This is a genomic window from Ligilactobacillus murinus (assembly GCF_003288115.1).
Taxonomy (GTDB): domain Bacteria; phylum Bacillota; class Bacilli; order Lactobacillales; family Lactobacillaceae; genus Ligilactobacillus; species Ligilactobacillus murinus.
Genome location: NZ_CP023565.1, coordinates 1,926,367 through 1,950,913 on the forward strand (window position 1 = coordinate 1,926,367; position 24,547 = coordinate 1,950,913).

At 40.2% G+C, this 24,547-nt stretch carries 20 protein-coding genes and 3 pseudogenes; 11 read left to right on the forward strand and 12 right to left on the reverse strand.

Translation table 11 applies throughout. The annotated features are described in order from the left end of the window. The first annotated feature begins 57 nt into the window (after positions 1-57). Both CPS94_RS09415 and CPS94_RS09420 read left to right on the forward strand, forming a co-directional pair. Positions 58-7,008, forward strand: a complete 6,951-nt coding sequence (locus CPS94_RS09415; RefSeq protein WP_112286476.1) for a GDSL-type esterase/lipase family protein — start codon at positions 58-60, stop codon at positions 7,006-7,008. 182 nt (positions 7,009-7,190) lie between these two features. Further along, positions 7,191-8,846, forward strand: coding sequence for an IS1182 family transposase (locus CPS94_RS09420; protein ID WP_112193997.1), 1,656 nt, complete (start codon positions 7,191-7,193; stop codon positions 8,844-8,846). A 2-nt stretch (positions 8,847-8,848) separates the two neighbouring features. Here CPS94_RS09420 and CPS94_RS09425 read toward each other — a convergent pair whose 3' ends face one another. Both CPS94_RS09425 and CPS94_RS09430 read right to left on the reverse strand, forming a co-directional pair. Next, entirely contained in the window at positions 8,849-9,871 is a 1,023-nt protein-coding gene (locus CPS94_RS09425) for a branched-chain amino acid aminotransferase (protein WP_004050997.1), read from the reverse strand. Between the two features lie 94 nt (positions 9,872-9,965). Further along, on the reverse strand, positions 9,966-10,367 hold the full coding sequence (locus CPS94_RS09430; RefSeq protein ID WP_162626437.1) for a LysR substrate-binding domain-containing protein: 402 nt from the start codon (positions 10,365-10,367) through the stop codon (positions 9,966-9,968). A gap of 29 nt (positions 10,368-10,396) precedes the next feature. Here CPS94_RS09430 and CPS94_RS09435 point away from each other — a divergent pair. Beyond that, positions 10,397-10,558 (forward strand): annotated as a pseudogene (locus tag CPS94_RS09435) (carboxymuconolactone decarboxylase family protein); the annotation flags it as partial. Between the two features lie 18 nt (positions 10,559-10,576). On the opposite strand, the gene CPS94_RS09440 reads toward CPS94_RS09435, so the two are convergent. Continuing rightward, positions 10,577-10,831 (reverse strand): hypothetical protein, encoded by a 255-nt coding sequence (locus CPS94_RS09440; protein WP_112194001.1) that lies wholly within the window; start codon positions 10,829-10,831, stop codon positions 10,577-10,579. 88 nt (positions 10,832-10,919) lie between these two features. On the opposite strand from CPS94_RS09440, the gene CPS94_RS09445 reads away from it, so the two are divergent. The 3 genes from CPS94_RS09445 to CPS94_RS09450 are packed head-to-tail and all read left to right on the forward strand — an operon-like array spanning position 10,920 to position 12,759. Next, a complete protein-coding gene (locus CPS94_RS09445) occupies positions 10,920-11,687 on the forward strand; it encodes an epoxyqueuosine reductase QueH (protein WP_004050993.1) in 768 nt (255 codons plus the stop codon). Positions 11,688-11,704: 17 nt separating this feature from the next. After that, on the forward strand, positions 11,705-11,923 hold the full coding sequence (locus tag CPS94_RS11390) for a hypothetical protein (RefSeq protein WP_162626438.1): 219 nt from the start codon (positions 11,705-11,707) through the stop codon (positions 11,921-11,923). Then, on the forward strand, positions 11,923-12,759 hold the full coding sequence (locus CPS94_RS09450; RefSeq protein WP_162626439.1) for a DUF4767 domain-containing protein: 837 nt from the start codon (positions 11,923-11,925) through the stop codon (positions 12,757-12,759). The genes CPS94_RS11390 and CPS94_RS09450 overlap by 1 nt, the downstream gene beginning before the upstream one ends. 86 nt (positions 12,760-12,845) lie before the next feature. On the opposite strand, the gene CPS94_RS09455 is transcribed toward CPS94_RS09450, so the two are convergent. From CPS94_RS09455 to CPS94_RS11880, 6 genes and pseudogenes are all read right to left on the reverse strand, one after another. After that, positions 12,846-14,195, reverse strand: a complete 1,350-nt coding sequence (locus CPS94_RS09455; RefSeq protein WP_112194003.1) for a PH domain-containing protein — start codon at positions 14,193-14,195, stop codon at positions 12,846-12,848. Beyond that, entirely contained in the window at positions 14,185-14,619 is a 435-nt protein-coding gene (locus tag CPS94_RS09460; RefSeq protein ID WP_112194005.1) for a PH domain-containing protein, read from the reverse strand. Before CPS94_RS09460 ends, CPS94_RS09455 begins: the two co-directional genes overlap by 11 nt. 132 nt (positions 14,620-14,751) lie before the next feature. Further along, a complete protein-coding gene (locus CPS94_RS09465) occupies positions 14,752-14,988 on the reverse strand; it encodes a hypothetical protein (protein WP_004050988.1) in 237 nt (78 codons plus the stop codon). Positions 14,989-15,216: 228 nt separating this feature from the next. After that, entirely contained in the window at positions 15,217-15,558 is a 342-nt protein-coding gene (locus CPS94_RS09470; protein ID WP_076149646.1) for a hypothetical protein, read from the reverse strand. A gap of 199 nt (positions 15,559-15,757) precedes the next feature. Continuing rightward, a pseudogene (locus tag CPS94_RS11875) lies at positions 15,758-16,138 on the reverse strand (zinc ribbon domain-containing protein); the annotation flags it as partial. Positions 16,139-16,219: 81 nt separating this feature from the next. Then, positions 16,220-16,300: pseudogene (locus CPS94_RS11880) on the reverse strand (IS607 family transposase); the annotation flags it as partial. 219 nt (positions 16,301-16,519) lie between these two features. Here CPS94_RS11880 and CPS94_RS09480 point away from each other — a divergent pair. Further along, positions 16,520-17,242, forward strand: a complete 723-nt coding sequence (locus CPS94_RS09480) for an NrtR DNA-binding winged helix domain-containing protein (RefSeq protein ID WP_112194007.1) — start codon at positions 16,520-16,522, stop codon at positions 17,240-17,242. Positions 17,243-17,299: 57 nt separating this feature from the next. On the opposite strand, the gene CPS94_RS09485 is transcribed toward CPS94_RS09480, so the two are convergent. The 3 genes from CPS94_RS09485 to CPS94_RS09495 are packed head-to-tail and all read right to left on the reverse strand — an operon-like array spanning position 17,300 to position 20,146. Then, the gene (locus tag CPS94_RS09485) at positions 17,300-18,307 is read right to left on the reverse strand and encodes a sugar transferase (protein ID WP_112194009.1); all 1,008 of its coding nucleotides are present in this window, start codon (positions 18,305-18,307) and stop codon (positions 17,300-17,302) included. 43 nt (positions 18,308-18,350) lie between these two features. Continuing rightward, positions 18,351-18,785, reverse strand: a complete 435-nt coding sequence (locus CPS94_RS09490) for a MarR family winged helix-turn-helix transcriptional regulator (RefSeq protein WP_089135777.1) — start codon at positions 18,783-18,785, stop codon at positions 18,351-18,353. A 2-nt stretch (positions 18,786-18,787) separates the two neighbouring features. Next, the gene (locus tag CPS94_RS09495; RefSeq protein ID WP_112194011.1) at positions 18,788-20,146 is read right to left on the reverse strand and encodes an MFS transporter; all 1,359 of its coding nucleotides are present in this window, start codon (positions 20,144-20,146) and stop codon (positions 18,788-18,790) included. A gap of 930 nt (positions 20,147-21,076) precedes the next feature. Between CPS94_RS09495 and CPS94_RS09500 the strand changes: the two genes are divergently transcribed. From CPS94_RS09500 to pfkB, 4 genes are all read left to right on the forward strand, one after another. Then, entirely contained in the window at positions 21,077-21,343 is a 267-nt protein-coding gene (locus tag CPS94_RS09500) for an ACT domain-containing protein (RefSeq protein WP_112194013.1), read from the forward strand. Positions 21,344-21,354: 11 nt separating this feature from the next. Beyond that, entirely contained in the window at positions 21,355-22,698 is a 1,344-nt protein-coding gene (locus CPS94_RS09505; RefSeq protein ID WP_112194015.1) for a PFL family protein, read from the forward strand. A 181-nt stretch (positions 22,699-22,879) separates the two neighbouring features. After that, complete coding sequence (locus tag CPS94_RS09510; protein ID WP_305775237.1) at positions 22,880-23,629, forward strand: DeoR/GlpR family DNA-binding transcription regulator; 750 nt, start codon at positions 22,880-22,882, stop codon at positions 23,627-23,629. Next, positions 23,629-24,543 (forward strand): 1-phosphofructokinase, encoded by a 915-nt coding sequence (gene pfkB / locus CPS94_RS09515; protein ID WP_112194017.1) that lies wholly within the window; start codon positions 23,629-23,631, stop codon positions 24,541-24,543. The genes CPS94_RS09510 and pfkB overlap by 1 nt, the downstream gene beginning before the upstream one ends. Positions 24,544-24,547 lie beyond the last annotated feature (4 nt).

Here is a 24,547-nt window from a genome sequence, read left to right on the forward strand (position 1 = left end):
AAGGCACAGCTTCTTTTTGATACCAAATAAAGAAAGCGTTTTAAAAGGAGTAAGTAGATGGTTTCTAAGAAAAATAAACAACTACATTTACAACGACAGGCGACTAAGCAAAATCGTTATACGATCAAACGTTTAAGTGTAGGGGTGGCCTCAGTTTTAGTCGGAGTAGGTCTAAGTTTTGGGAGCACCTTAGCTAAAGCTGATACGGTAGATACTGAGCCCGAAGTGACTGCTAACAAAACCCAACAAGTTACAGCAACGACTGCTTCAAATGAAGCTAATGTAACAGATACGTCCAAGAAAGCTGATACGTTTTCTGAAAGTCCAAAAGTAGCAACTACTAAAGAAAATGATGCCCAAACGAACGCAATTGCTGAACAGCCACCGACTACTGGATTACAAGTAAGTTCACAGATCGATCCAAAACAAGTAACTCCAGCTACGACAGCGCAAACAGAAGTTCCACAAGCGCGCTCAGAAAAAGAAGATGCTTTAAATAAAGTTGACAATGGGGGCTTTGAGGGCGAATATACAGCTAATAAAGATAGTTGGGAATATTCAGCTGATGGTAACGCCAAGGTAACGACTGATGAGACGGGAAGTCATGCAACGATCACGGGCACAGCACCAGAGAGTTCTGTTCTTCAAAATATCTCAACGACGGCTGGAAAAGAATATTCATTTGAAGCGGATGTGAGATTGGATACTGATATTTCTTCAGGGATGTATTTAGTTGCTAAAGAGGTCACAAATGGTAAGCCAGGTAGAGTTTTACACCAACTTGAATTAACTGGGGTCAAAGGTGATTTTTCACACAAAAAATTCACGTTTACAGCGACAACATCCCAAACCTATATCGGATTAGTTAAAGAAGTCACACAAGCAACTGACATGAAAGCCGGGGCAAGTATAGATAATGTCAGTGTTAAAGAAGACGAAAACTATGAGCTAGTTTGGGAAGATAATTTTGATCAAGCCGAACTTGATCAAAATACATGGGATTATGAATTAGGTAGTGTACGTGGTAATGAGCAACAACACTATACGGATAGTAAAGATAACGTCTATCTTGAAGATGGGAAACTGGTTTTGCAGGTCACTGATCGCAAGGGAGAAGATCAATATACCAACCCACGCGGAGGTACAAACGGTCGTGAAGTGATCTATGATTCTGGTAGTGTGCGTACCGCTGGGAAAAAAGAGTTCCTCTATGGAAAAATTGAGATGCGGGCTAAATTGCCTAGTGGTAAAGGAGCTTTTCCGGCTTTTTGGACATTAGGTTCTGATTTTACGTTAGATGGTGATATTTCTGCATCACAAGGTTATGGTTGGCCAAGTACTGGTGAGATCGATATTATGGAACTGATCGGTGGTCCTAATGGTAAACATGCTGGCGAAGTGGCCGAAGGCGATCAAAGTAATAAGAAAGTTTATGGTACACCGCATTTTTATTACGCTAAAGGTGATGCTGACAAGGATGGTTCTTATTCGCCTTACGAAATGGGAGGCAATATCAGCCTAAACGAGGATTTCTATAATGAATTCCATACCTTTGGGATCAACTGGTCGCCCGATAAGATCGAGTGGTACGTTGACGGAGTCGTTTATAATACATTAGATCTGACCACAGATGAACGGGCAAAAGCAGCGGCTGCTTGCTTCAACAAACCACAATATATACAATTAAATTTAGCGACTGGTGGGAATTGGGCTAAGAATGCAGGATATTATCTAGGTAAAGATGATACTAAATTTGTCATTGATTATGTTAGATATTATCGATCAGATGAACAAAAAGCAGCTGCAGAAGCCTATTATGCAACAGTACCTAAAATTGAAGGTGTCAAAGATATCACGATGACGGCGCAAACCACACCCGATCTTTTAGCAGGGGTAAGTGTCAGTGATAAAAATTACCAACTTGATTATTCAGTCGAAGATGAATATATGTTTGATAATAATGGTCAAAATACAAATTCGACCTTACAAGTTTCTGGCAGTGGCGACCAGTCTAAGTTAAAAGATCTAGCACCAGGAGTTTACAATATTTACTATAGTGCTGTTCCTAAAGGGATCGATCTGACAAAGACCCCAACAGCAAAAGTGGTCCGCCAAGTTGCGCATCTAACGATCTTACCAGCTACTGGGTTAGTTGGAAAAGATGGTGAGACTTTAGCAAGTGTTGCTTTACCGCAAGGATTTTCATGGCAAGATCCAACACAAGTCATCGGGAGTGCTACAAGTTATGGCCTTAGTTATCAAACTAAAGGTGGACGTACTGTGTTGCTTGAATTGCCAGCAGAACAGATCCATGCGACAAGTTTAGTAGTTCCAGAAAATAAAGTTATTTTGGAAACTAATGACCACCAATTTGATGGAACACAAGCTGAAGTTGAAAAAAATAGTGCTGCTTTACAAGACAAACTCGCTGAGATCATGCACTTAGGGCAAGGAACATTTACCTTTAGATATCAGTTAGATCCTGACGATACGATCGTGAGAAATTCACAAGTTTTAGCCTTGATGTCGCTTTCTGTTAAGGGGACTTCAAATGAATATGCAACGTTTTATTTAGACACGAAAAATAATAATGTTGGTTTAGAATTTAGAGGAAAACCGATCGTCAAATTTGCAGTTGAGGCAAGCGGATTGAGCAATTCAGATTGGCACACACTCAGTTATGTTTTTACCGGGCAACAAGTTAAGCTGTATCTGGATGGAAATCAGCTTGGAGCGACTGAGTTTACAGGTGCTTTGAGTGATCTTAGTTGGGCAAATAAAGTAGATACTTTAACTTTAGGCGCGGTCTTACGGAAATACGATGGGGTTTCAGCATGTCAATGGGGATTAAAAGGAAAGCTCGATCAAGTTATCGTGTCAGATCAGCCAGCCGATGCTGAAATGATCGCTACCCTTCACCAAGCGACTGCACGTAAAGGATCAACGGCAGGGAGTCTTTTTGATAAATATTCTGAAGGCGTTTTTGAATATCGGATCCCCTCGTTAGTTAAAACCCCTCAAGGGACACTTGTCGCAGTTGCTGATGCAAGAAAGAAGCACTATAACGATTGGGGCGATGTAGCAACAGTTGTTAGGATCAGTCATGATGATGGTAAAACATGGAGCGATAATATCGTTGTCTTAGATTTAGCTACACAACCATATTTTACGCCTAATTACAGTAAAGCTGATTGGAATACTAATATGACGCAATCGGCTTTTACGCTCGACCCAACATTATTGACCGACTCTAATGGTAAGCTTTATCTTTTAGTTGATGCCTACCCTGAATCGCAAGGGGCGGTCAATTCAAAGGCTGGTTCAGCCTACGAACAGATCAACGGAAAAAATTATTTAAAACTCACTGATTTCAATAATCAGACTTATACCGTGCGTGAAAATGGGATCGTATATGATGCTAAAGGAAATGCGACTGATATGTATGTTGATGAAGGTAATTTTGCAACAGCTTTTAGCACCAAGGGAGATCTTTATCAAACAGGGAAAAATGGGGCTCCTGCGACCTATTTAGGTAATATTTATTTACGCAGTGGTCGTGATAAAAATGGCGTGACGCGTCCTGGTTCAAAAACAGCACCATTGTTTACTGCTCTAACAGGTTTTTTATGGCTATTGACAAGTGAAGATCAAGGTCAAACTTGGTCAGCACCGATGGATCTGACACCAGATATCAAAGAAGACTGGATGGGCTTTGTCGGAACTGGAGCAGCTGCTGGAAATGAGATCGAAGTAAAACATGATGATGGAACAACAACGAAGCGGTTGATCTTCCCGATCTATTATACTAATCAGCAAGGTGCGGGGATGGGACGGCAAAGTAGTGCTAATATTTACAGTGATGATGGTGGTCAGACTTGGCATCGGGGTGAATCACCAAATGACGGACGGATTTTTGGTAATGGTCAGCAGACAAATTCAAAAGATTTTGATACATCAGTTACTGAATTATCAGAAAATCAGATCATTCAGTTAAACAATGGTCATCTTTTGCAATTTATGCGAAACACAGGTAAAACGATCGTAATCGCTTCAAGTACAGACTATGGTCAAACTTGGAATGATAAGTTAACAGTGACCGATCTACCTGAACCTTATGTCAATCTTTCGGCGCTCCATGTTAACTTAAACGGTAAAGAATATGTTGTCTTATCTAATCCTTTAGGTGATCCTCAAGGCGAACAGATCCAAGTGCGCAACCAACGAAATAAAGGGATCTTGCGTATTGGTGAAATTCAAAGTGATGATTCGATCAAATGGCTAAGTGCCAATGTTTTTGAACCGTTTCGTTTTGCATATTCGAGCTTAGTCCAACTTGATCAAAAAACAGTTGGGCTTGCATATGAGCATAATGGCCATATCAAATACCAAACTTTTGATCTTGAGCAATTATTAGCTACAAAAATCCGTGAAGATGCTGTTGTTTTGCGTGGCTTTGAAAAAGAGATCAAGGGTGATCAGTTGTTGCTCAAAGTTAAGTTCGATACTCCAGTTTTTATTACTGGTGAACAAAAATTAGCGCTTCAGATCGGCGATAAACAAGAAGAAGCTACTTATGTGAGTGGTGATGGAACTAATGAACTTGTCTTTAGTTATCAGCTAAAGAAGACTGATACAGGTCAGATCAAAGTAGGCTTACAGACAACGAAAACGACGATCGCCAACAAATACGGTTTTAGTGCAACAGATACGACTAAACATACAGTTGGCTTTATCGGCGAGATCAAATCAGGAGCTGCGATCACTGAAATGTTTGCTAAAAATGCCGGTGATAAAACTTGGGTCTTTGTCGGAGGTGAAACGACTCAAGGAGGATTTGATCAAACTGGAGGCGCTAGAAATTATGTTGGCCAATTCGAAGAGTATATTCGGTGGACAAAATCAGAAACTGAACTCGGACGGCAACGATATACGATCAATACTGCGCAAAAAGGGTTGGATCTAGCTACGATCCTGGCTAATTATGATGAATTAGTTGCTAAATATAACCCTAAAGCCGCGGATTATTGTTTAGGCGAGGAAGAACTCCAAAAAGAGGATCTGACAGCTTATCAGCAAACATTGAGCGCCTTTATCGATCGTGCTTTAGTAGATGGTTTTGTCGTCTTACAGATGCCATATGCAACTAAAGATGATGCTAAAAATGAGCAGATCAAACGTTATATCGAAGCTACAAAAGCAGTCATCGCTAAATATAGTAATGACGATCGAATCGATAAGATCGTTTTAGTCGATCATTTTTTGGCGACAGATAATGATGAGTTTAAACAAAATTGTTTAAATGATGATGGGACATTAAATGCCAAGGGACACTTAGAGCTTGGACGACAATTAGCCAAGGCGACACTTCAAACAACGGAAGGTTACCCGGGAAATAATGTGACATTAGATCTAAATGCTAAGCCAGAAGCAACCGAGTTTTTAAAAGAAAGTCCAAAAGCGACATACAGTGATGGTAAGTTGGCGCTCGAACCAGGTCAAGGGGCTTGGCATTATGAACTAAAGATCGGTCCGCAGACTTTAACGGGTGATTTTACGGACAAAACTTCACTTGAATTAAGTGCTTTTGCAGGGCAAAATTATGAACTAGTCGTAACGAGTGCTGATGGTAAAAATCAGTTAAAAACAGTTACGGGTACTTTAAATGATCAAACAACTGCAAGTGTGAAAACCCAAACATTAGATAAAAATCAGCAGCGATTAAAAGATCTTTTAGCAAATAAGCAAAGTATGACTTGGCTTTTTATGGGAGATTCGATCACGCATGCAGCAGCTTGGACACTTGGTTATGATGGAATCGCGCAGTCATTTGAAAAATATTTAACTGATGATCTTGGACGGACACAAGATGTTGTTTTAAATACAGCTGTTTCAGGGGCAACGGTTGCAAGTACTTTGGCCCAGATTGAGCAACGGTTAGATAAATATTCACCTGATGTGATCTCGATCATGTTAGGGACAAATGACGTAGCCAATACTAAATTGACTCCAGAACAATTTAAAGAACAGTTGCAACGATTGATCGAAAAAGCGCGTAAGAAAAATGCTTTCATCATCCTACGCACTCCGACCCCAACCCTTCAAGCTGGTCGAGCAGAGCGGATCCCTGAGTTTATCGAAATGATCAAACAGATCGCAGCACAAAATGAAGATCTGCTACTGATCGATCAATATACGCCATTTAAGGAGCTAGTAGATAAATACCCGTATCTATGGGAAAAAGAGAATTTGTTCGTTACGGATGGGATCCCACTTCATCCAGGACCAAATGGACAGTTATTTTTAACTAAACTCTTTATCCAAGGTCTCGGCTTAAGTCAGTATGGTAGTCATATCGAAGAACTAGAGTATCTGGTACCAACGACAACGACTTCGATCCCACAAACACCAGCTATTAGTTATGATGAGCAGGCACAGACTATGAGTTTTGATTTAGCTAAAGTCACTGGAGTCGATCCAGCAAAAGTTGCTGAATATACTTTAATTGCTAAAGAAAAATATGGGACTAAAGCATATCAAGTTACAGGCACGGCTGGTATTTTGACCTTGAAAGGCCTGTTAGCAGGAAAAGAATATGAGGTCAGCTTACAAGCTACCGGAAAAGATGCTCCTGTAAATTATACTTGGCAAACTATGACGGTCGGCGAAGAGTTAGCAGAAATACCAACACCTCCAGTAAGACCAACTGAGCCAACAACGCCAAAAGACCCAGGAACTACAACATTACCAAAAGATCCGGTCATATCAGAAGGCTCAAACTTACCAAGTGCTCCAGATAATCCAGCAATGTCAACTAAACAACCACACGTTGACCAAAATGTGGCACTATCAAAGGCAACAGAAAATGAGAATGCTAAAGATCTAGAACTAACAAAATTACCACAATTAAGCGAACAAACCAAGCCATCAATTGTGGGAACATTTTTTGTAATGTTAGCTTCTCTTTTAGGGCTGGGATCGTTACTTGATAAAAAGCGAAAAGATCAATAATTAGGAAATAGTAGGAAATATAGCAAAAGAGGCTGTGACATAAGTCTCCAAAAAACGGTCGTAAATGGACTTTAAAAATTGTTCATTTACGACCGTTTTTGTATACTATAAATAAAAAAGGACATCAGAACCCCCTGATGCCCTATAGTCTACCCCCTTCAAAAAAGAAAGGAGATAAACCCATGCACAGTAATTATAACATAAATCAACTCAGTTTGAACATGGCGACCTTCTATGAACCTGAAAAAAATCATCAAGCACACTACATACACCATTTAGTCGAATCTATTGATTTTGATGACTCTTATACCTTTGGGCGTCCTTTCGAATATGAACCTCGGGTCTTACTCAAGTTAGTTCTTTTGGCATATAGTTATGGTATTTTTTCTTGTCGAAAGATCGAACGTTTTGCTCGGGAAAACGTTGTTGCCATGTGGTTGACTCAGGAAGCCCAACCTACTTATCGTACTATTGCTCGCTTTGTTGTCTCTGATACTATTGAGATGATGCTAAAAAGTTCGTTTTCTGAATTTAGAGAATATTTGCGAAAAAATGGGCTCATTGATGAGGCTGTGTTTATTGATGGTACTAAGATTCTTGCTAACGCAAATAAATACTCGTTTGTTTGGAAGAAAAATACTATTCGCTATGATGATTTAAATCGACAAAAAGCTAAAAAGTTATTGAAAGAGATCAAAGAATCGATCGTCAATATTGATTTTGCTGATGATCTGACTGTTGATCAACTTGATGAGATATGTGCCCGATTGGAACAACGAATTGAATATTTGAATGAAAAAGTCGAAGAGACTAAGAAGATCTCCCCTAATCCTGCGAAGCAGGAACGACGGACGGCCAAGAAATACTTAAAACAAACACGCGAGCGCAAACAGAAAAACTCTAAATATGCTGAACAGTTTGCCATCGTTGGCGAGCGAAACAGCTATTCTAAAACTGATAATGACGCCACTTTTATGCGTATGAAAGAAGATCCAATGAAAAATGGTCAAACCAAACCTGGCTATAATCTCCAAGTCGCTGCTAATAATCAATTTGCTTTGGACTACACCCTCGCACCTAATCCAACTGATATGCGTACTTTGATCCCATTTTTAGAAAAGATGGATGCAGATGTTATTCAAGGTCCGATAGTTGCTGATGCTGGTTATGGATCTGAACCTAACTATGAATTTATCGAAGATAAATTCGGAGTGTTTGATTACCTTATTCCATATAATACGATGTTAAAGGAAGAAACCAAACGTTGGAGATCAGATGAGCGCAAAGTGATGAATTGGCATTATAACGCTGAAGATGATTACTATATAGATCCAAAGAATGTTCGTTTTAACTTTAAACGCTATGCATATCGCCATGATACATATGGTTATAAACGAAATTTTAAAGTATATGAAGCTGAAAAATTCGATGAAGATCGTAAAGAAGATCCAAATGCATTGACCAAAAAAGGAAACGTCAGAAAGATCTATATCAATCCACAATGGGAATATTTCAAGGGGAAAGTAAAAACAAACCTTTCAAATACTGAAAAAAATAAGATCTATCGTAGAAGAAAGTATGAGATCGAACCTATTTTCGGTAATTTGAAGGCTTATTTGGGTTTTACTCGATTTACCGTACGAAGTAAGAAAAAGGTAAATCGACAAATGGGGATAGCGTTAATGGCATTGAACATGTGGAAAATGTCCACTAGTAGTTCAAAAATATCACCAAATAATAAAAACAAAAAGAAGACCATCCGAATTTTTCAAAATTTTCAAAAAATTCGAATGGTCTTCTTTAAAGATAGAGACTTATGTCACAGCCTCTTGTTATAGCTTTAAACTTTAACGATCCAACCTTCAGGCGCTTTTTTATCGCCAAATTGGATCCCGGTCAATTCATCATAGAGTTTCTTGGTGACGGGACCAACTTTTGTTTCTGAATAAAAGACGTGCAACTTGTCACCGATCTGGAAACCACCGATCGGAGAGATCACAGCCGCCGTCCCACAGGCACCAGCTTCGACTAAGTGATCAAGATCATCTAAGTAGATATCGGTTTCTTCAGTCTCCATCCCTAGGCGCTCTTTGGCAAGATAGAGCAATGAATATTTGGTGATACTTGGCAAGATCGAAGGGGAGCTTGGGGTAACGAACTTGTTATCGTTAGTGATCCCAAAGAAGTTAGCTGAACCAACTTCTTCGATCTTCTTATGTTCAAGTGGATCTAAATAGATACAGTCAGAAAAGCCTTGTTTTTTGGCTTCAGCCCCGGGTAAGAGACTAGCTGCATAGTTACCGCCAACTTTACTTTGACCAGTCCCTTTATGAGCAGCCCGGTCGTAATTAGCCGCTAAGAAGTTAGTAGGTTGGAGCCCACCTTTAAAGTAGTTACCAACAGGCATTGCAAAGACGGTAAAGATGTATTCAGAAGCGGGATGAACGCCGATATTTGGTCCGACCCCGATGATATTTGGACGTAAGTAAAGGGTGCCACCTGAACCATATGGAGGAACATAGGCTTCATTTGCCTTTACCACTTGCTTTAGAGCGTCGATGAACATCTCTGTCGGCACTTCTGGCATCAATAAACGTTGGCAGCTTCGTTGTAACCGCGCTGCATTTTGATCAGGCCGGAAAAGATTGATGCTACCATCTTTACAACGATACGCTTTTAAGCCTTCAAATGCAGCTTGACCATAATGAAAGACAGGTGAGCCTTCATTGATCGCGATCGTTGCGTCCTCAGTCAAGCCAGCTTTGTGCCACTGGCCATCCTTATAATGTGCTCGATAACGATAGGGTAGCTCCATGTAGTCGAACCCTAAATTTTCCCAGTCAAGATCAACTAGATCAGTCATAAAAATTCCTCCTTTGTAGGCTGATTAGATCGCCTTATATGGATTATAGCACGCTTTAGAGAATTATGAAAAAATAATTAAAATAACTCGATGATTAAAGCTTATTATTTTTAACAAACTCGATAAACTCTTGGGCTGCGAGTGATAATTCGATATTTTTACGCCACGCTAAAATGTGTTTACTGTGACGAAGTAGAGCAAAGAGGATAAAGACAAGTTCAGAGGTATCAAACATCTCAAAGGCACCTTTAACACATATTAGGCAAACGCCACTTTGTCTTGCTAAAGTCGTAACATTGCCTAAGAGATTGCTGGTACCTAAAATATTGGTACTAGTAGGGAGCGCTTTGAGCCAAGTTTTAAGTTCGTTGCGAACGATCCCGCGTTTAGGTAAGAGAAGAGTCTCATTTTTTAGATCAGCCCCTGTAACGGTTGTGTTAGTTGCGAGCCGGTGTGTTTTGCGCACAACGATCCCCCAAGTCTCAGTTTGCTTCAAAGTTAAATAGTTATATTTAGCTACTTCGAATGGTAGAAAAACAAACAGCTGGTCGGGATAACCTGGGAAATTTTGCGCCTAAGTTTGCCCAAGTAAATGATGATGTTTTATTTGGTGAAGTTTGGTCACGAGAAGACAAACTATCGGCCCATGACCGCAGTGTGATCACCTTAGTCGCTTTGATCTTAGGGGTATATAGCGTAGATGCATTACGGTCGCTTTTTGTCAGTGGTCTTTTTTTGTTTGCGCCGTTTAGCTAAGAATTTTTCTAAACGTGGGAGATAGAGTATGAAGATCACACTGATCAATGAACTTAAGGCGAAAAAAAGCAATAAAAATAGTGTTAATAGTAGTATTTTTGAAACGTTATTCAAGGCACAGACAATGAAGATCCCACTAACGATCAGGGTGATGATAGTTAGGATAATAGTATAACGGTGTAGTTTAGCGCGATATTTTTGCATAGGGAGCCCTCTTTTCTAAAAAATATTATACACGATAATAGTGTGATATACTGTAAAATAGAAATTTTATTGAAAGAGGGTCAGGGTTTTGATCGATCTGCAAGATATTTTGGCAAAAATGAATCTAAACCAAAAGATCAATTACGATAAAGTCATGATGAAGATGGTCTCAACATGGCAAAAAGACCAAATTCGCCCCAAGATCTTACTGCACTCCTGTTGTGCTCCATGTAGTACGACGACACTTGAGCGCATGACAGAATTTGCGGATGTGACGATCTATTTTGCTAATTCAAATATTCACCCCCGAGCGGAGTACCAACGGCGTGAATATGTCCAACAAAAATTTATCCATGATTTCAACGAAAAGACCGGAAATAACGTGCAATTTGTGGCCGCTCCGTATAAACCCCAAGAATATTTCCAAGCAGTACGTGGGTTAGAAAAAGAGCCTGAAGGTGGCGATCGCTGTAAAGCTTGTTTTGACTACCGGTTAGACATGGTAGCCAAAAAAGCAGTTGAGTTAGGCTTTGATTATTTTGGGAGCGCATTGACGATCAGTCCACACAAAAACTCCCAAACGATCAATTCAGTAGGGATCGAGATCCAACGTTTTTACGACGTCAATTACTTGCCAAGTGATTTTAAGAAGGGTAATGGTTATCGGCGTTCAGTTGAGATGTGTAAGGAATATGACATCTACCGTCAATGTTACTGTGGTTGCATCTTTGCTGCTAAACAACAGGGTGTTGATCTATCGCAGACTAGACGGGATGCCTTAGAATTTATGGAAGGTAAGAATGGGACCGAAGAATTTCCTGAGATCATCTTCCAGATCAATGGTGAAGAAGTATAGGGGGGTATTTTAAAATCGTGAAAAAAGGCATTTTGGGAATATTGTTACTATCGCTCGTTTTAGCTGGATGTAGCAGTAACTCTGCAGCAAAAAAAGAAAGTACAAATGAAAGTTCATCCACTGTGAAGACCACCAGTTCAAGCACAAGAGCGAAGGCCTCAGCTACGAAAATCGGTGCTTGGACGACTCAAAAGGATACTGAGTTAAGTAATTTTATCAAGCAGTGGGAAAAGTGATGGATCAAACGTACACGCAATATACGGGAGAAACCAATTTGACTACTGCTAATGGAACTGTCTACCCAACTGAGTTTAAAACGGCAACAGTTGATGGTCAGTCTGCAGAACTTGTCTGGGATCCAAAAGGAACTCAAAAAGTGGGTTATGCTGTCGTTGCACTATATAATTACAATAAAAATACTGGTGGCAGTATCACTTATGCCTTTACGATCAAAGATGGCACTCCGCTCGTACTTGTAAACGAAACAGACACTGCTTCAAATAACTGGACACAAACAAAAAATAACGATTTAAAAGAAAATTTTGCCAATATTTATAATGGCAGACCAACGACAACAGTTGGCTCAGCTAACGAAAAAACAGCAACTGATGATGCTTACAGCGACGGGAGAAACGGTTATATAACTACTCCGGTTGCAATGCGGGGAACTTGGTATGCCAAAAGCTATGGTAAAATGTCTAAGCTAGAAGTTAGTGAACATGAGATTGTTTATACGTCCGAAGGTGAAAAGCCTGCTAAAACGATCTTATATCGTCCAGGAAACGGTAGAAAATTTGACACAGATAGCGCTGTGCAAGAAGCACGCCAAGAATGGGGAGTTGCCAGTGAAGTTACGAAAAATGATTTGAATTATATCAATGTTCGTGGATGGTACCAAACTGCTGGGGCTGGAACTTTCTATGCAGCTCATACCGAGTTGATCGATGGCAAGCAAACACCGGTCGTAGTAGTTGGTGGTGGAGCTAGCGCATGGACGAGCACAGTTTATTATCAAACTGAAGCTTTAGCAGAACAACAAGCAGAAGTTAAATACGATGATTTGATTTACTAATAAAATAGGTTCTAGATAAATATTAAAACGCCTGTGACTTAGTGTCACGGGCGTTTTTAATACTAGTGAGGAATAAAGAATTCCTGTTATAAAATATTTTCGTCAGTGCTAAGCAGCCTGATCGTTTTGCCGTCAGTCGTGGTAAAGGTCAACGTCGAACCAACAATGATGTCAAGATAGTCTGTTGTTTTGATACTCGCGAGCATTTTTCGAGGTAAGATATAAGTCCGTTTATTGATGAGACCACTGGTAAAGATAAAGTAGTCTGGGGTATGAGCCATCCGTGTTGTTAGTGGTTCAAATAATGAACGTGACAACAAAAGCATCCCTGTAACGATCACGCCTAAAGCACTGAGCCAACTCATGAAAAATTGCAGGATAAAGTATAAGCTTGCCCCTAGAATGCCAATTTTTAGCAAATATCCTAGCTGGTAGCGAACTTTAGGCCGATAGCTTGGAAGCTCAAAAAGTTCGCGCGGGATCCAGGGGAAATAACGGGCTAAAGTCGGTAAGAGCTCATGTGTTGGTAATAGAGGAAATAAGAAATTTTTGGAGCGGTTTTCGTCTTGATCAGTATCACTGTTAGCCAAGATCGCGGTAATACAGGTCAGTTTAAAGAGTCGACGATTAAGATCACTGGTCAACTCTAGCCCAACGATCGCAGACTTAGGGATCGTATTTTGGTCAGTGGTAAAGAAATGATTTTTAACGATAAAATTATGCTCAGTTTCCCATAACGAAAACTTGGCAAAGCTTATATAGTGGTAAGCGAGACTAAAAAAGAGCGCACCACTGACTAAGACCGCCCAAAACCATAGCGCCGTGAGATCAAAGAAACGTTGTAGCTGTGGAAACTGCTCTTCTAATTGAAGGACTAAGGCCAAATAAGCAAAGTATCGTGTGGAAATAAGGCCAGTTTTTACAATTGTTAGGAAATCAGTTTGTGATTTTTCAATGAGGCTTGCTTTGTTTTCTGCAACTATTTCCGTAGCGGGCTGGAACGCGGCTAAAAATTCCTGTAATTGCGCTAACTGCTCAGGGGTCAAAGCAAAAAACTCAATTGCTTCTTCGGTGGTACTGTTGTTGAGATAGATCTGGATACCTTGCGTGCGGAAGAATTTTTGATAGATAGTCTGTTCGACGCGGAAGTTTGAAAGCGTGTGGCTGAGCTCAGCTTGTTTGAGTTTGAGCGTTGTTTTTGCAATGACCCCAGTTGTGAGCGTCAAAGTATCAGCCTCAATGCGGTAGGTGGTAGTGAAATAGCGTAAAAAAATCGCAATGAGCGAGCTAGTATAACCCAGGAAAAGTAAAAGTGTCCAAAAATTGGGAAGAATGAAGATAAAAACCAGCAAGGGCAAGTAGATCAGACCGTTACGGACAAAAAATTCCGTATATTTGACTGCAAAATATTTCACCGATTGATGTCTAGCCTTCATCACGCCCACCTACTTTCACGGGAAGCTGGAAGTCTTCAGTGATCCCGGCAAAACTAGCTGCCTGTGCGATCGTTTGAAAATTTAGTCTTTTTAATTTGAAAAGCTGTAAGTAGACATTTGTACTTTCTGAAACAATATATATCTTTTCAAGCGGGATCGTAGTTTTTGAGTAAAAGAAACGGCCTTTGGTAACGATGACGGCTGTAGAACTAAAACTGAGTCGAGCATATTTCCAATAAAAAAAGCTACGTAGACAATCTAAAACAAAAACAATACTCCAAAAAAATAAGGTGAGTCGAAAATAATTGCCATGATCGAAGTGTTGGAGTAAAAAATATCCCAGTAAAAGCAGCAGTGTGTAAGTGATAAAAGCTAATGAGAACCTATAATACAAGTATTGTTTGGCAACAGTAAAGATTTGCATCTAAATCCCCCCAATGGTCTTTTCTTTTATTATACAGTTTTTGGTAAGCGGTTTCGACAAAACAAAATAAAAAGCGCACCTTTCAAAGTAAAGATGCGCAGGTAATTCTTAAATTAATAGATTTGACTGATTTTAGAGCTTGTCAAAGTCGAATTCAACACCTTCAGTGCTTCTTCGAATAATCGAATATAGATGTTTAAAGATAGGGTCTGAAATAAGGTAACTAATATCTTCAGACTGCGAATCTTCAAGCTGAACTGGCACATTTTTGATCTTATGACCAGAGATTTGAATATCCTTTTTTACGATAGTCATGTCTTTAGCCAAGTTTTCAGTGTCAAACGCACGAACACGTCTAAATTTAACCATTGTATTCTTCCCCCTTGCAAAAATTACTTTAAATTCTACCATAGTAATTTGTAAATGCAAGAAAAATTTTAGAATTTTTGAAAATATAAAGTTAAGTTTTTCTTAATATATAGGCTTTTTCTAGGTATACCAGCAATGTAAGCAGATGGGTATATGAAACTTGTATCCTAGTACTGGTTAAGCAAGGTGGAATATGTTATGGTTAAAAATCATCAACGGTGATCGCTATTAATCGTTGCCGATCGCTCCACTGACTTGAGCCGATAAATTACGCCAGTAGAGCAGATCATTATCTGCTAGATCTTGTGAAAAGGTCTCAAATCCTTTTCGCGGATAAACTTTGGCGATCTCTTCTCCCAGACTTCCCGTAATCGTTAAGATCATATCGGGCTTTTCCCACGCGGTCCCCCAATATGGACCCTCAAGTGCTGTGTCGAGCATATCTTGGACACCATCTTGCGTCATGTCGTTGATGACACTTTCTCTGGTAGCTGTGTTATAGCCATTTGCTTTTAGCCAAGCTAACTTTTCGAGTGCTTGGGGCAGATCATTTGGTATTAGATGTAACATCGATATTTTCCTGCTATATAAAATATGAACAAACGTAATCAAATATCTCAAATGATTACATTTGAGAAAGAAATATAGCTTTTCCTTTCCTAAATTTTATTTACTACCGTCAACGCTAGTGTTCCCATATCCTAACAAGAGGGTAATGACATTGACTAGCTCAGATAGCTTAAGGGTGTAGCCCACCCCGTTATATTTTCTAGTTTAATAAAGCTAAAAGATTAGCTACGGCATTTTCATCTCGATCCATGATCGCACCACATTCATAACAGATATATTCGTTATGCTTAGTTTTATGTTTTTGATTACCATCAAGACTAATTTTTTCATCACCAGTCTTGATATGACCGCAATCAGAACATCTTTGTGTGCTTGGATAGTATTTATCAGCTTTCAATTTACTTTTATACTTGCGTAAACCATATAAACGACAAGAAAATACATGTACAATGCTTATCATATCATCGATCATTTCTTGAGTAGGACTAGTTTCAATGTTGTTTAACACTACAATTTCCGTATTGTGCATCTTACATAATCTTTCAAACCAGTCATAACCAAAGCGGATAAATCAATCTTTATAGGTAATAAAGATTGTGTCAACTTGATTATCCATTACTTCTTTTAGTAATTGTTTCATCAAGAATAACACCTTTAGCATGGGAGCACAATAAGCTTTTAAAGTCCCATTGTTATCCCAGCGTTGTAGGGTTAAAACAGTAACGCCCGATCTTTCAGCTATTTATTTTGGTTTTAATATCTACCTCACATTTTATCTTTCTTGTAGATATTACATCATATTTGATTATATTTTAATGCATTTTAATTAACAGTTATTTTCCTCCTCGTTTTAGCTAGCTATATTATAACAAGCTGGCTTCTGATTAACAGGAAAAATGGACACACCAGGATAATTTAGGAAAGGAAAAGCTATACTTTTATTCGAGATAGTTGCTAAAAAATGAAGATCAATAGAACATTTATCCCATTTGATGTAAAGTTGCTCAATATCATTTGGTGTTTTGATCGCAAGACCAACCAAGTGAAGGTGATATTAAAAGATGAGGGTGACTGGACTTTACCTGAAACTTATCTTATTCAGGATGAGGATGTCCTTGATGCGACGATCAGATTGACACATGAGTTGACGGGACAGACTGTGTCACCTAAAAATATTGAACAATTAGAGACATTGACTGATCCTAAGCGAGTAGTTGATGGAAAACGCTTAGTGACAATGGTCTATATGACTTATCTACCGGAGTTTCCGAATATGATGACTTCGACCTTGGAACTATTTACCTTAGAAAACTTAAATAGCCACTATTATTTCACTAAAGGTGAGAAACAATTAGCGGTGGCAACAGTTGATACCGAGGCTGAGTATTACCAAAAACGCTTGCGAAAAAACAAATTCTACCAAGTCAACGATTATGTTTTGAAGAAGGCTTGTCTGCGTATTCGCCACTCGTTGGATACTCAACCAGACATCTTACGGATCTTGGGCGAAGCCTTTACTTTGCGTGAAGCGCGGAGTTTGTATGCCCCGTTTTTAGGCGTTAGTTTTCATGAGATCGATAATTCGAACTTTAAAAAGACCCACCAGCGACTTTTTAGAGAGATCGGAAAGGCAAATAAGCGTGGGCCGGGACGACCAGCTAGTCTGTATCGCTTACGCTTTTAAATGAATAAAAAATAAGCTTTCCTGGGAAATAATTCCCCAGGAAAGCTTGTTTTTCATTTAGGCTTGTAAAACTTCAAAAACTGCTTGAACTAAGGCTTGCTTAGTAAAGTAACCTTGTTGGAGCAGTGGAGCAAATTCTTTAACGGCATTTTTGTATTGCAGATATTCTTCTTGGGTGAGGCGCTCTAATTTTTCTAAAGCTTCGGTGATCGAATCAACTGCAAAACCAAGATTATTTTTGCTGATCAGTTCTTCATTTGAGATGCCACACGGAATGATGACGGGTAGACCTGCAGCCAGATAAGTACCTAATTTATAGGAAATATATTTGGAAGTATATTCTTGTGTATAGCCACCATCATTCCAAACCAAACCAAAACCACCATTTTTAGAAAGCTTGATGCAAAGCTCGGCATCATTGAGCCAGCCTTCATAGATAAGGTTCAAGTCAGTTGCTGTAGGTTTTTTGGAAGCAAATAAATGCAAGGGAGTATCATGTTGCCAGTCTTGAACAAATGTAAATTTTGTGGGGTCGCCCGCAAAATTTAAGCGTTTGATCTCAGTGGTGTCATAAAGCATATTAGCATCTAAGGGATGATCCCACATGTGTTGCACAACGTATTTTTTCTCTGCCAGGCCATTTTCTCGTAAAAAATGATACATCTGTTCAGAAGGCACGATCAAAAGGTCGGCTTTTTGGTAAAAATCGATAAATGTTGGTAGCAAGTAGCGATTTTCAGCAAACATCAGTGGCGGCACATCATGGATAAAGATGATCAATTTCAACTTAGAATAGCGTTTGAGATGATCGACAAAGGCGTGATCAAACTCGATCGTATTCCAAGATGGCGCTTGATAGATGACGATATCATTATTGCTTACAGAAGCGACCATACCGTCGAATCGCTTGCTAAGTTCAGTTGGGCTATCAACACTAACAGGATAGTTGTAAATGCCGATCTCGTTAAAGCCCAGTTGTTTTCCAAATTGAGATGTCATATTTTGAGCTATCTGAGCGACACTATTTTTAGTCATCCCGTAAATATTGGTCATGTGAACTTTCATTGTGCACACCTCATATGTTTTTATCCCTATTATATGGCATGGCTCATACTTCTGTCGAATTATGCGGTTGATAGGTGGTGGTCACTTTATCTAGTAAGTCACCAAATACTTTAGCTTCACTTGCAGTCAAACTAGCCAGCGAATTTTGATTGACTTGACGATAGATATCTTTGATCTTAGGCAAGATAGCTTCACCTTTAGAAGTCAAAAATAATTCTGAGCGGCGATGGTCATTATCGGAAAAACGTTTGTTGATCCAACCATCGGCCACTAATTTATTGATCTGGCGGGTAACAACGCTTTGATCACGGTGTAATATCTTGATGAATTGAGCTTGACTGATCCCAGGAGTCTCGGCGATCTTTTCAAGATAAAAATAATTTTTAGCGCTGAGACCGATCTTTTCATATTGAAAATTGAGTTCGGTACGCATTTTGTGATTAAAAATTGAAACTAATTTATCGATTCGTGGTTCCATGATCAGGCATCCTTTCGTAAATAGAGCCCAAAGCAAGTCAACATCAATAAGACCAAGCCGACGGTTACCCACATGGAAAGACGCATCCCGGCGGTAAATGTCGCTGGAATATTGGATAAAACGATCAAGATGGTGATCGATGAAGCACCAAATGCTTGGCGTAAACTATTGTTAAGTGCGGTAGCATGGCTGACTTCATCAGGTAAAACGTCAACAAAGGCTTCTGACATCGCTGGGGAAAATACGAGGGCATTTCCGATCATGCGAAGCATATAAGCAACTGTCAAGAGCCAAACCGGTGTAGTCTCAGAGATCATGACAAAGGGGATCGCAGCGATCAACATCAAGATCCCGCCTGAAATGATCAAATATTTAGGACCATGTTTGTCATAAAGCCGTCCGACTAAAGCTGCACTAAGCGCATTAGCGATCGCCCCCGGTAACAAGATCATCCCAGAGACCATACTATTTAGGTGTAAAACATTTTGTGTAAAGATCGGAAGCATTTGTTCAGTCCCAAGTAAGACCATGAAAGCACAGATCCCCACTAAAGTCATCAATCTAAATGAGCGATTTTTGACGAGTTGAACTTTGAGCATCGGTTGCTTGAGGCGAAGTTGGCGTTTAACAAAGATGAAGAGGATCGCTAGCCCCAAAACTAACATGATCCAACCTTGTAAAGCAGAAGTTTGAAAGAAGGTCAAACTTGCTAAAGTCAATCCTGAACCAAGCAAGGAGAGACCCACGGAAATAAAGTCGATCTTGATGTCTTTAGGTTCAGAGAAGTTAGGAAAGGCAAAAAAACCGATCGACCAAACCAGTAACATCATCGGTAAAACTAAGATAAAAATATAGCGCCACCCTAAAGTGTTAACGATCAAACCGGAAAGTGTCGGTCCGATAGCTGGACCAAAAGCGATAACTAGCCCAGACATCCCTAGGATCGTGCCCCGTTTTTCGATGGGATAGATCGAGATCATCGTTGTCATTTGAAATGACATCAAGATCCCACTAGCACATGCTTGGACCAAGCGGGCGAGTAGCAAGAGCCAAAAATCAGTGGCAAAGCACCCGATCAAAGTCCCTAAGATAAAGATCGCGATCGTAGCCAAAAAGATATTGCGCTTTTTAAATTTTTCATACAAATTAGATGAAAGCGGCGTGATGACCCCGACCATCAAAGTGTACCCTGTTGTGAGCCATTGAACTAGAGTCAATGAGACATTCATCTCATGTTCGATGACGGGTAGTGCAGTGATCATCATCGTTTGACTAGCTAGACTGACAAATCCAGAAAATAAAAGTAGTACAGTAACGATCAGGCGGATCTTAGGATCGATCGTTTTAGAAATGTTATCCATAAATAAAGTCCTTTCACTAATAAATTGCATGCAGATGCATATAAATGCTCAATCTATATTACATGTAATTGCATGTAATATCAAGTAAAAGAAAATATTTTCCAGGTTAAGTAATTTCTTGCACTTAAGGTAAGTTAATTATATAGTTAAGGTGTCGTTTGGTAACTATTGGTTTGTAGTCGTGCTGCGAAATGCAATGCCTAGTGGATAACAATAAGGAAAGCACGAGGCAAAAAGCGCCTCAAACTTTCCTTACCGTTATCCATACGGCAAAGCCCGCATTTCTCCGCACTGTAGTAGTCGTGCTACAGAACACAACTCCTAGGAAATAACAATAGCTCACTCACGAGGCAAAAAGCGCCTCATGACTGAGCTACCGTTATTTCTACGGAGCTTCCCGTGTTCTTTCGCACTGTAGTAGTAGTCGTGTTGCGAAAATCAGCACCTAACGTATAGCTACGAATAGACAATGATGCAAAACCGGCATCATCGCCTATTCTAGGCTATCCATACGGTGCAAACCGATTTTCTCCGCACTGTTATAGTCGTGCTGCAGAACACAACTCCTAGGAAATAACAATAACTCAGTCACGAGGCAAAAAGCGCCTCATGACTGAGCTACCGTTATTTCTACGGAGCTTCCCGTGTTCTTTCGCACTGTAGTAGTAGTCGTGTTGCGAAAATCAGCACCTAGCGTATAGCTACGAATAGACAATGATGCAAAAAGCACATCATCGTCTATTCTAGGCTATCCGTACGGTGCAAATCGATTTTCTCCGCACTGTTATAGTAGTCGTGCTACGAAATGCAACTCCTAGGAAATAACAATAACTCAGTCACGAGGCAAAAAGCACCTCATGACTGAGCTACCGTTATTTCTACGGAGCTTCCCGCATTTCTCCGCACTGTTATATATAGGGGGCATACATAATGAAAGCTATATTAACTGTTGTTGGTCAAGATAAGGTCGGGATCGTTGCTGAAGTCAGTCGCTTTTTGGCTGAACAAGGTATCAATATTCTCGATATTAGTCAAACTATTTTAGAAGGGCATTTTACTATGATGATGGCGGTCCAAGTTCCAGAACAAAGCGATCTGCAACTTATCTCAGCTAAACTTGCTGAATTGGGGCAGAACTTGAAAGTTGAGATCAATTTGCGCAATGAAGAAGTTTATCGCGCAATGCATCAACTATAGGAGGGAAGTTCATGGAATTTGATAAGATTTTAGAAACGATCCACATGATATCTGACCAAAATCTCGATGTCCGCACCGTTACCATGGGGATCTCCTTGCTGGATTGCATTGATAGCGCCAGTGATGTGGCTTGCCAAAAGATCTACGATAAGATCACTACTAAAGCTAAAGATCTAGTCAAAACGGCTGAGCAGATCGAGATGGAATATGGGATTCCGATCGTCAATAAACGCGTGGCGGTGACACCGATCGCTTTAGTTGCAGGGGCTAGTCAAGATAAAGATTACGTCAAATACGCTAAAACTTTGGATAAGGCGGCTCAAACATTGGGGATCGATTTTATCGGCGGCTTTTCCGCGCTTGTTCAAAAGGGGATGACTAAAGGAGACCAAACCTTGATCGCCTCATTGCCTGAAGCTTTAACACAAACGAATTTGGTCTGTGCCTCAGTCAACGTCGGTTCCAGCAAGAGTGGGATCAACATGGATGCAGTCAAACAAATGGGGGAAGTTATCACAACGGCTGCTAAATTAGATTATATGACCAACGCTAAATTAGTCGTCTTCTGTAATGCAGTCGAGGATAATCCTTTTATGGCGGGTGGTTTTCATGGGGTCAGTGAACCGGATGTCGTGATCAATGTCGGGGTCTCAGGGCCTGGTGTCGTTAAAGCTGCTTTAGAACATGTTAAAGGTCAACCACTCGATCAAGTGGCAGAAACGATCAAACAGACAGCTTTTAAAGTTACACGGATGGGACAATTAGTCGGTAGTGTAGCAGCCAAACGGTTAAATGTACCGTTTGGGATCGTGGACCTTTCCTTGGCCCCGACGCCAGCGGTCGGTGATTCAGTTGCACAGATCTTAGAAGAGATCGGTCTTGCTCAAGTCGGGACTCATGGGACAACGGCGGCTTTGGCGATGTTAAATGATGCAGTCAAAAAAGGCGGTATCATGGCTTGCAGTCATGTAGGTGGATTATCTGGTGCCTTTATCCCAGTTTCTGAAGATGCGGGAATGATTGCTGCTGTTGAAGCAAAAACATTATCCTTGGATAAACTAGAAGCCATGACAGCAGTTTGTTCAGTGGGGCTGGATATGATCGCTTTACCAGGTGATATTCCAGCCACAACTGTCAGTGCGATGATCGCCGATGAAGCTGCGATCGGGATGATCAACAATAAAACGACCGCAGTACGGGTGATCCCTGTTCCAGGTAAAAAAGTCGGAGACCAAGTTGAATTTGGCGGTTTATTGGGACATGCTCCGATCATGCCATACAATCAAGCTTCAAGTGCTACGATGATCGCTCGTGGTGGCTTGATCCCAGCCCCGATCCACAGTTTTAAGAATTAATGACTGTTTTTGACCGAATATAATTTAAAATAATTGTAAATAGAATGCCGTTTTTAAATAGAAAACGGCATTTTTTAAATATATATTTAAAATTTTTTTGGAATTTAATGACGTTTTTTGGCTTTTTATGATTGATTTTTGCTGATTTAGATGATATTATAATTTGGGAGGTGTAATGAAAGTGCTTGCAGAGGAAAGACAACAGCATATTTTGCAGATGTTAAAGGAAAATAATGTCGTTAAACTTAAAGAGATCCGCAAACAAACTAATTGTTCTGAGTCATCGGCTCGGCGCGATCTTCAGCTTTTGGAAGAAAAGGGCTTGTTGATCCGAGTGCATGGTGGTGCCAAGATCAAGCATTCGCTCCAACGTGAACTTGATATGAGTGGCAAAGCATCGAAGAATACGGCTCAAAAAGAGGCGATCGCCCAAGCAGCTGCAAAGTTAGTCGAAGCTGAAGATGTGATCTACTTGGACGCGGGAACGACGACTTTAGCGATGATCCCATATTTAAATAAGCCAGAACTGACGGTTGTGACTAATGGAGTTATGCATGCTTCGCTATTAGCTGATCAAAACGTGCGTACGATCTTGGTCGGCGGTGAGTTGAAAAATACTACTAAAGCAATTATTGGTGTCAAAGCAGTCAGTTCGCTGACACAATTACGGTTTAATAAAGCTTTTTTGGGTATCAATGGGATCCATCCTCGTTATGGGTTCACCACGCCTGATCCCGATGAGGCAGCTGTCAAGACAACAGCGTTAGAACAAAGCGAAGAATGTTTTGTTTTGGCTGATCCAAGTAAGTTTGACAATGTTTCCTTTGTCAAAGTAGCTGAACTTTCGCAAGCAACGATCATTACCAGCAGTCTTTCACAACCAGTGAGAGCGCGTTATTGCGAACAAACGACGATTCAGGAGGATTTTTGATGATTTATACAGTAACTGTCAACCCTTCGATCGACTATATCGTCCAGTTAAATGAACTAACTTTAGGCGAAGTCAACCGAATGGATTACGACAATAAATTACCTGGGGGCAAAGGGATCAATGTTTCCCGTATCTTGAAAGAACTTGGCTTGGATAATACAGCTTGGGGCTTTTTAGGTGGTTTTACCGGTGAATTTGTTAAAGAAAGTTTAGAAAAGACAGGACTTAAGACGAACTTTACTCCGATCAAAGCTGATACGCGGATCAACGTTAAGATCAAAGCCCAAGCAGAAACTGAGATCAACGGACGCGGACCTGAATTGACTAAAGAAGAGATCGCAGCCTTTACAGCGCAATTCGATAAATTGACCGCTGATGATGTGGTGATCTTTGCCGGAAGTTTAGTCCCAAGTTTGAGTGATGATTTTTACTTTGATCTGATCAAAGTCATTCGTCAAAAGGGTGCCCAATTTGTGATCGATACGACTGGTGAAAGTTTGCTGAAGACTTTGCCAGAAAATCCCTTAGTGGTCAAACCTAACAATCATGAATTAGCTGAATTATTTGGTGTAAAACTAAATAGCATTGACGATATCGTTAAATACGGTAAGAAATTACTTGAAATGGGCGCTCAACACGTCTTGATCTCGATGGCAGGCGATGGTGGCTTGATGATCACTAAAGATAAAGTTTATCGTTCATATGCACCAAAAGGCACCGTGATCAACTCAGTCGGTGCGGGTGACTCTATGATCGGTGGCTTTACAGGAACATACGCTAAGACTAAAGATCCACTCGAAGCTTTCCGTTATGGATTAGCTTGTGGGTCTGCGACAGCCTTTTCTGAAGACTTGGCTGATGCTAAAAAGATCAATGAGATCTTACCAATGATCGAGATCGAAGAATATAAATAATTAA

Bases quoted from the DNA above. Each gene is read 5' to 3' on its own strand.
- CPS94_RS09425 (WP_004050997.1), bottom strand. From the start codon at position 9,871: ATGACTGATCTAGTTGATCTTGACTGGGAAAATTTAGGGTTCGACTAC.
- CPS94_RS09450 (WP_162626439.1), top strand. From the start codon at position 11,923: ATGGATCAAACGTACACGCAATATACGGGAGAAACCAATTTGACTACT.
- CPS94_RS09460 (WP_112194005.1), bottom strand. From the start codon at position 14,619: ATGCAAATCTTTACTGTTGCCAAACAATACTTGTATTATAGGTTCTCA.
- CPS94_RS09485 (WP_112194009.1), bottom strand. From the start codon at position 18,307: ATGAAAGTTCACATGACCAATATTTACGGGATGACTAAAAATAGTGTC.
- CPS94_RS09495 (WP_112194011.1), bottom strand. From the start codon at position 20,146: ATGGATAACATTTCTAAAACGATCGATCCTAAGATCCGCCTGATCGTT.
- CPS94_RS09465 (WP_004050988.1), bottom strand. From the start codon at position 14,988: ATGGTTAAATTTAGACGTGTTCGTGCGTTTGACACTGAAAACTTGGCT.
- CPS94_RS09505 (WP_112194015.1), top strand. From the start codon at position 21,355: ATGGAATTTGATAAGATTTTAGAAACGATCCACATGATATCTGACCAA.
- CPS94_RS09440 (WP_112194001.1), bottom strand. From the start codon at position 10,831: ATGCAAAAATATCGCGCTAAACTACACCGTTATACTATTATCCTAACT.
- CPS94_RS09470 (WP_076149646.1), bottom strand. From the start codon at position 15,558: ATGTTACATCTAATACCAAATGATCTGCCCCAAGCACTCGAAAAGTTA.
- CPS94_RS09420 (WP_112193997.1), top strand. From the start codon at position 7,191: ATGCACAGTAATTATAACATAAATCAACTCAGTTTGAACATGGCGACC.
- CPS94_RS09480 (WP_112194007.1), top strand. From the start codon at position 16,520: ATGAAGATCAATAGAACATTTATCCCATTTGATGTAAAGTTGCTCAAT.
- CPS94_RS09415 (WP_112286476.1), top strand. From the start codon at position 58: ATGGTTTCTAAGAAAAATAAACAACTACATTTACAACGACAGGCGACT.
- CPS94_RS09455 (WP_112194003.1), bottom strand. From the start codon at position 14,195: ATGAAGGCTAGACATCAATCGGTGAAATATTTTGCAGTCAAATATACG.
- CPS94_RS09500 (WP_112194013.1), top strand. From the start codon at position 21,077: ATGAAAGCTATATTAACTGTTGTTGGTCAAGATAAGGTCGGGATCGTT.
- pfkB (WP_112194017.1), top strand. From the start codon at position 23,629: ATGATTTATACAGTAACTGTCAACCCTTCGATCGACTATATCGTCCAG.
- CPS94_RS09490 (WP_089135777.1), bottom strand. From the start codon at position 18,785: ATGGAACCACGAATCGATAAATTAGTTTCAATTTTTAATCACAAAATG.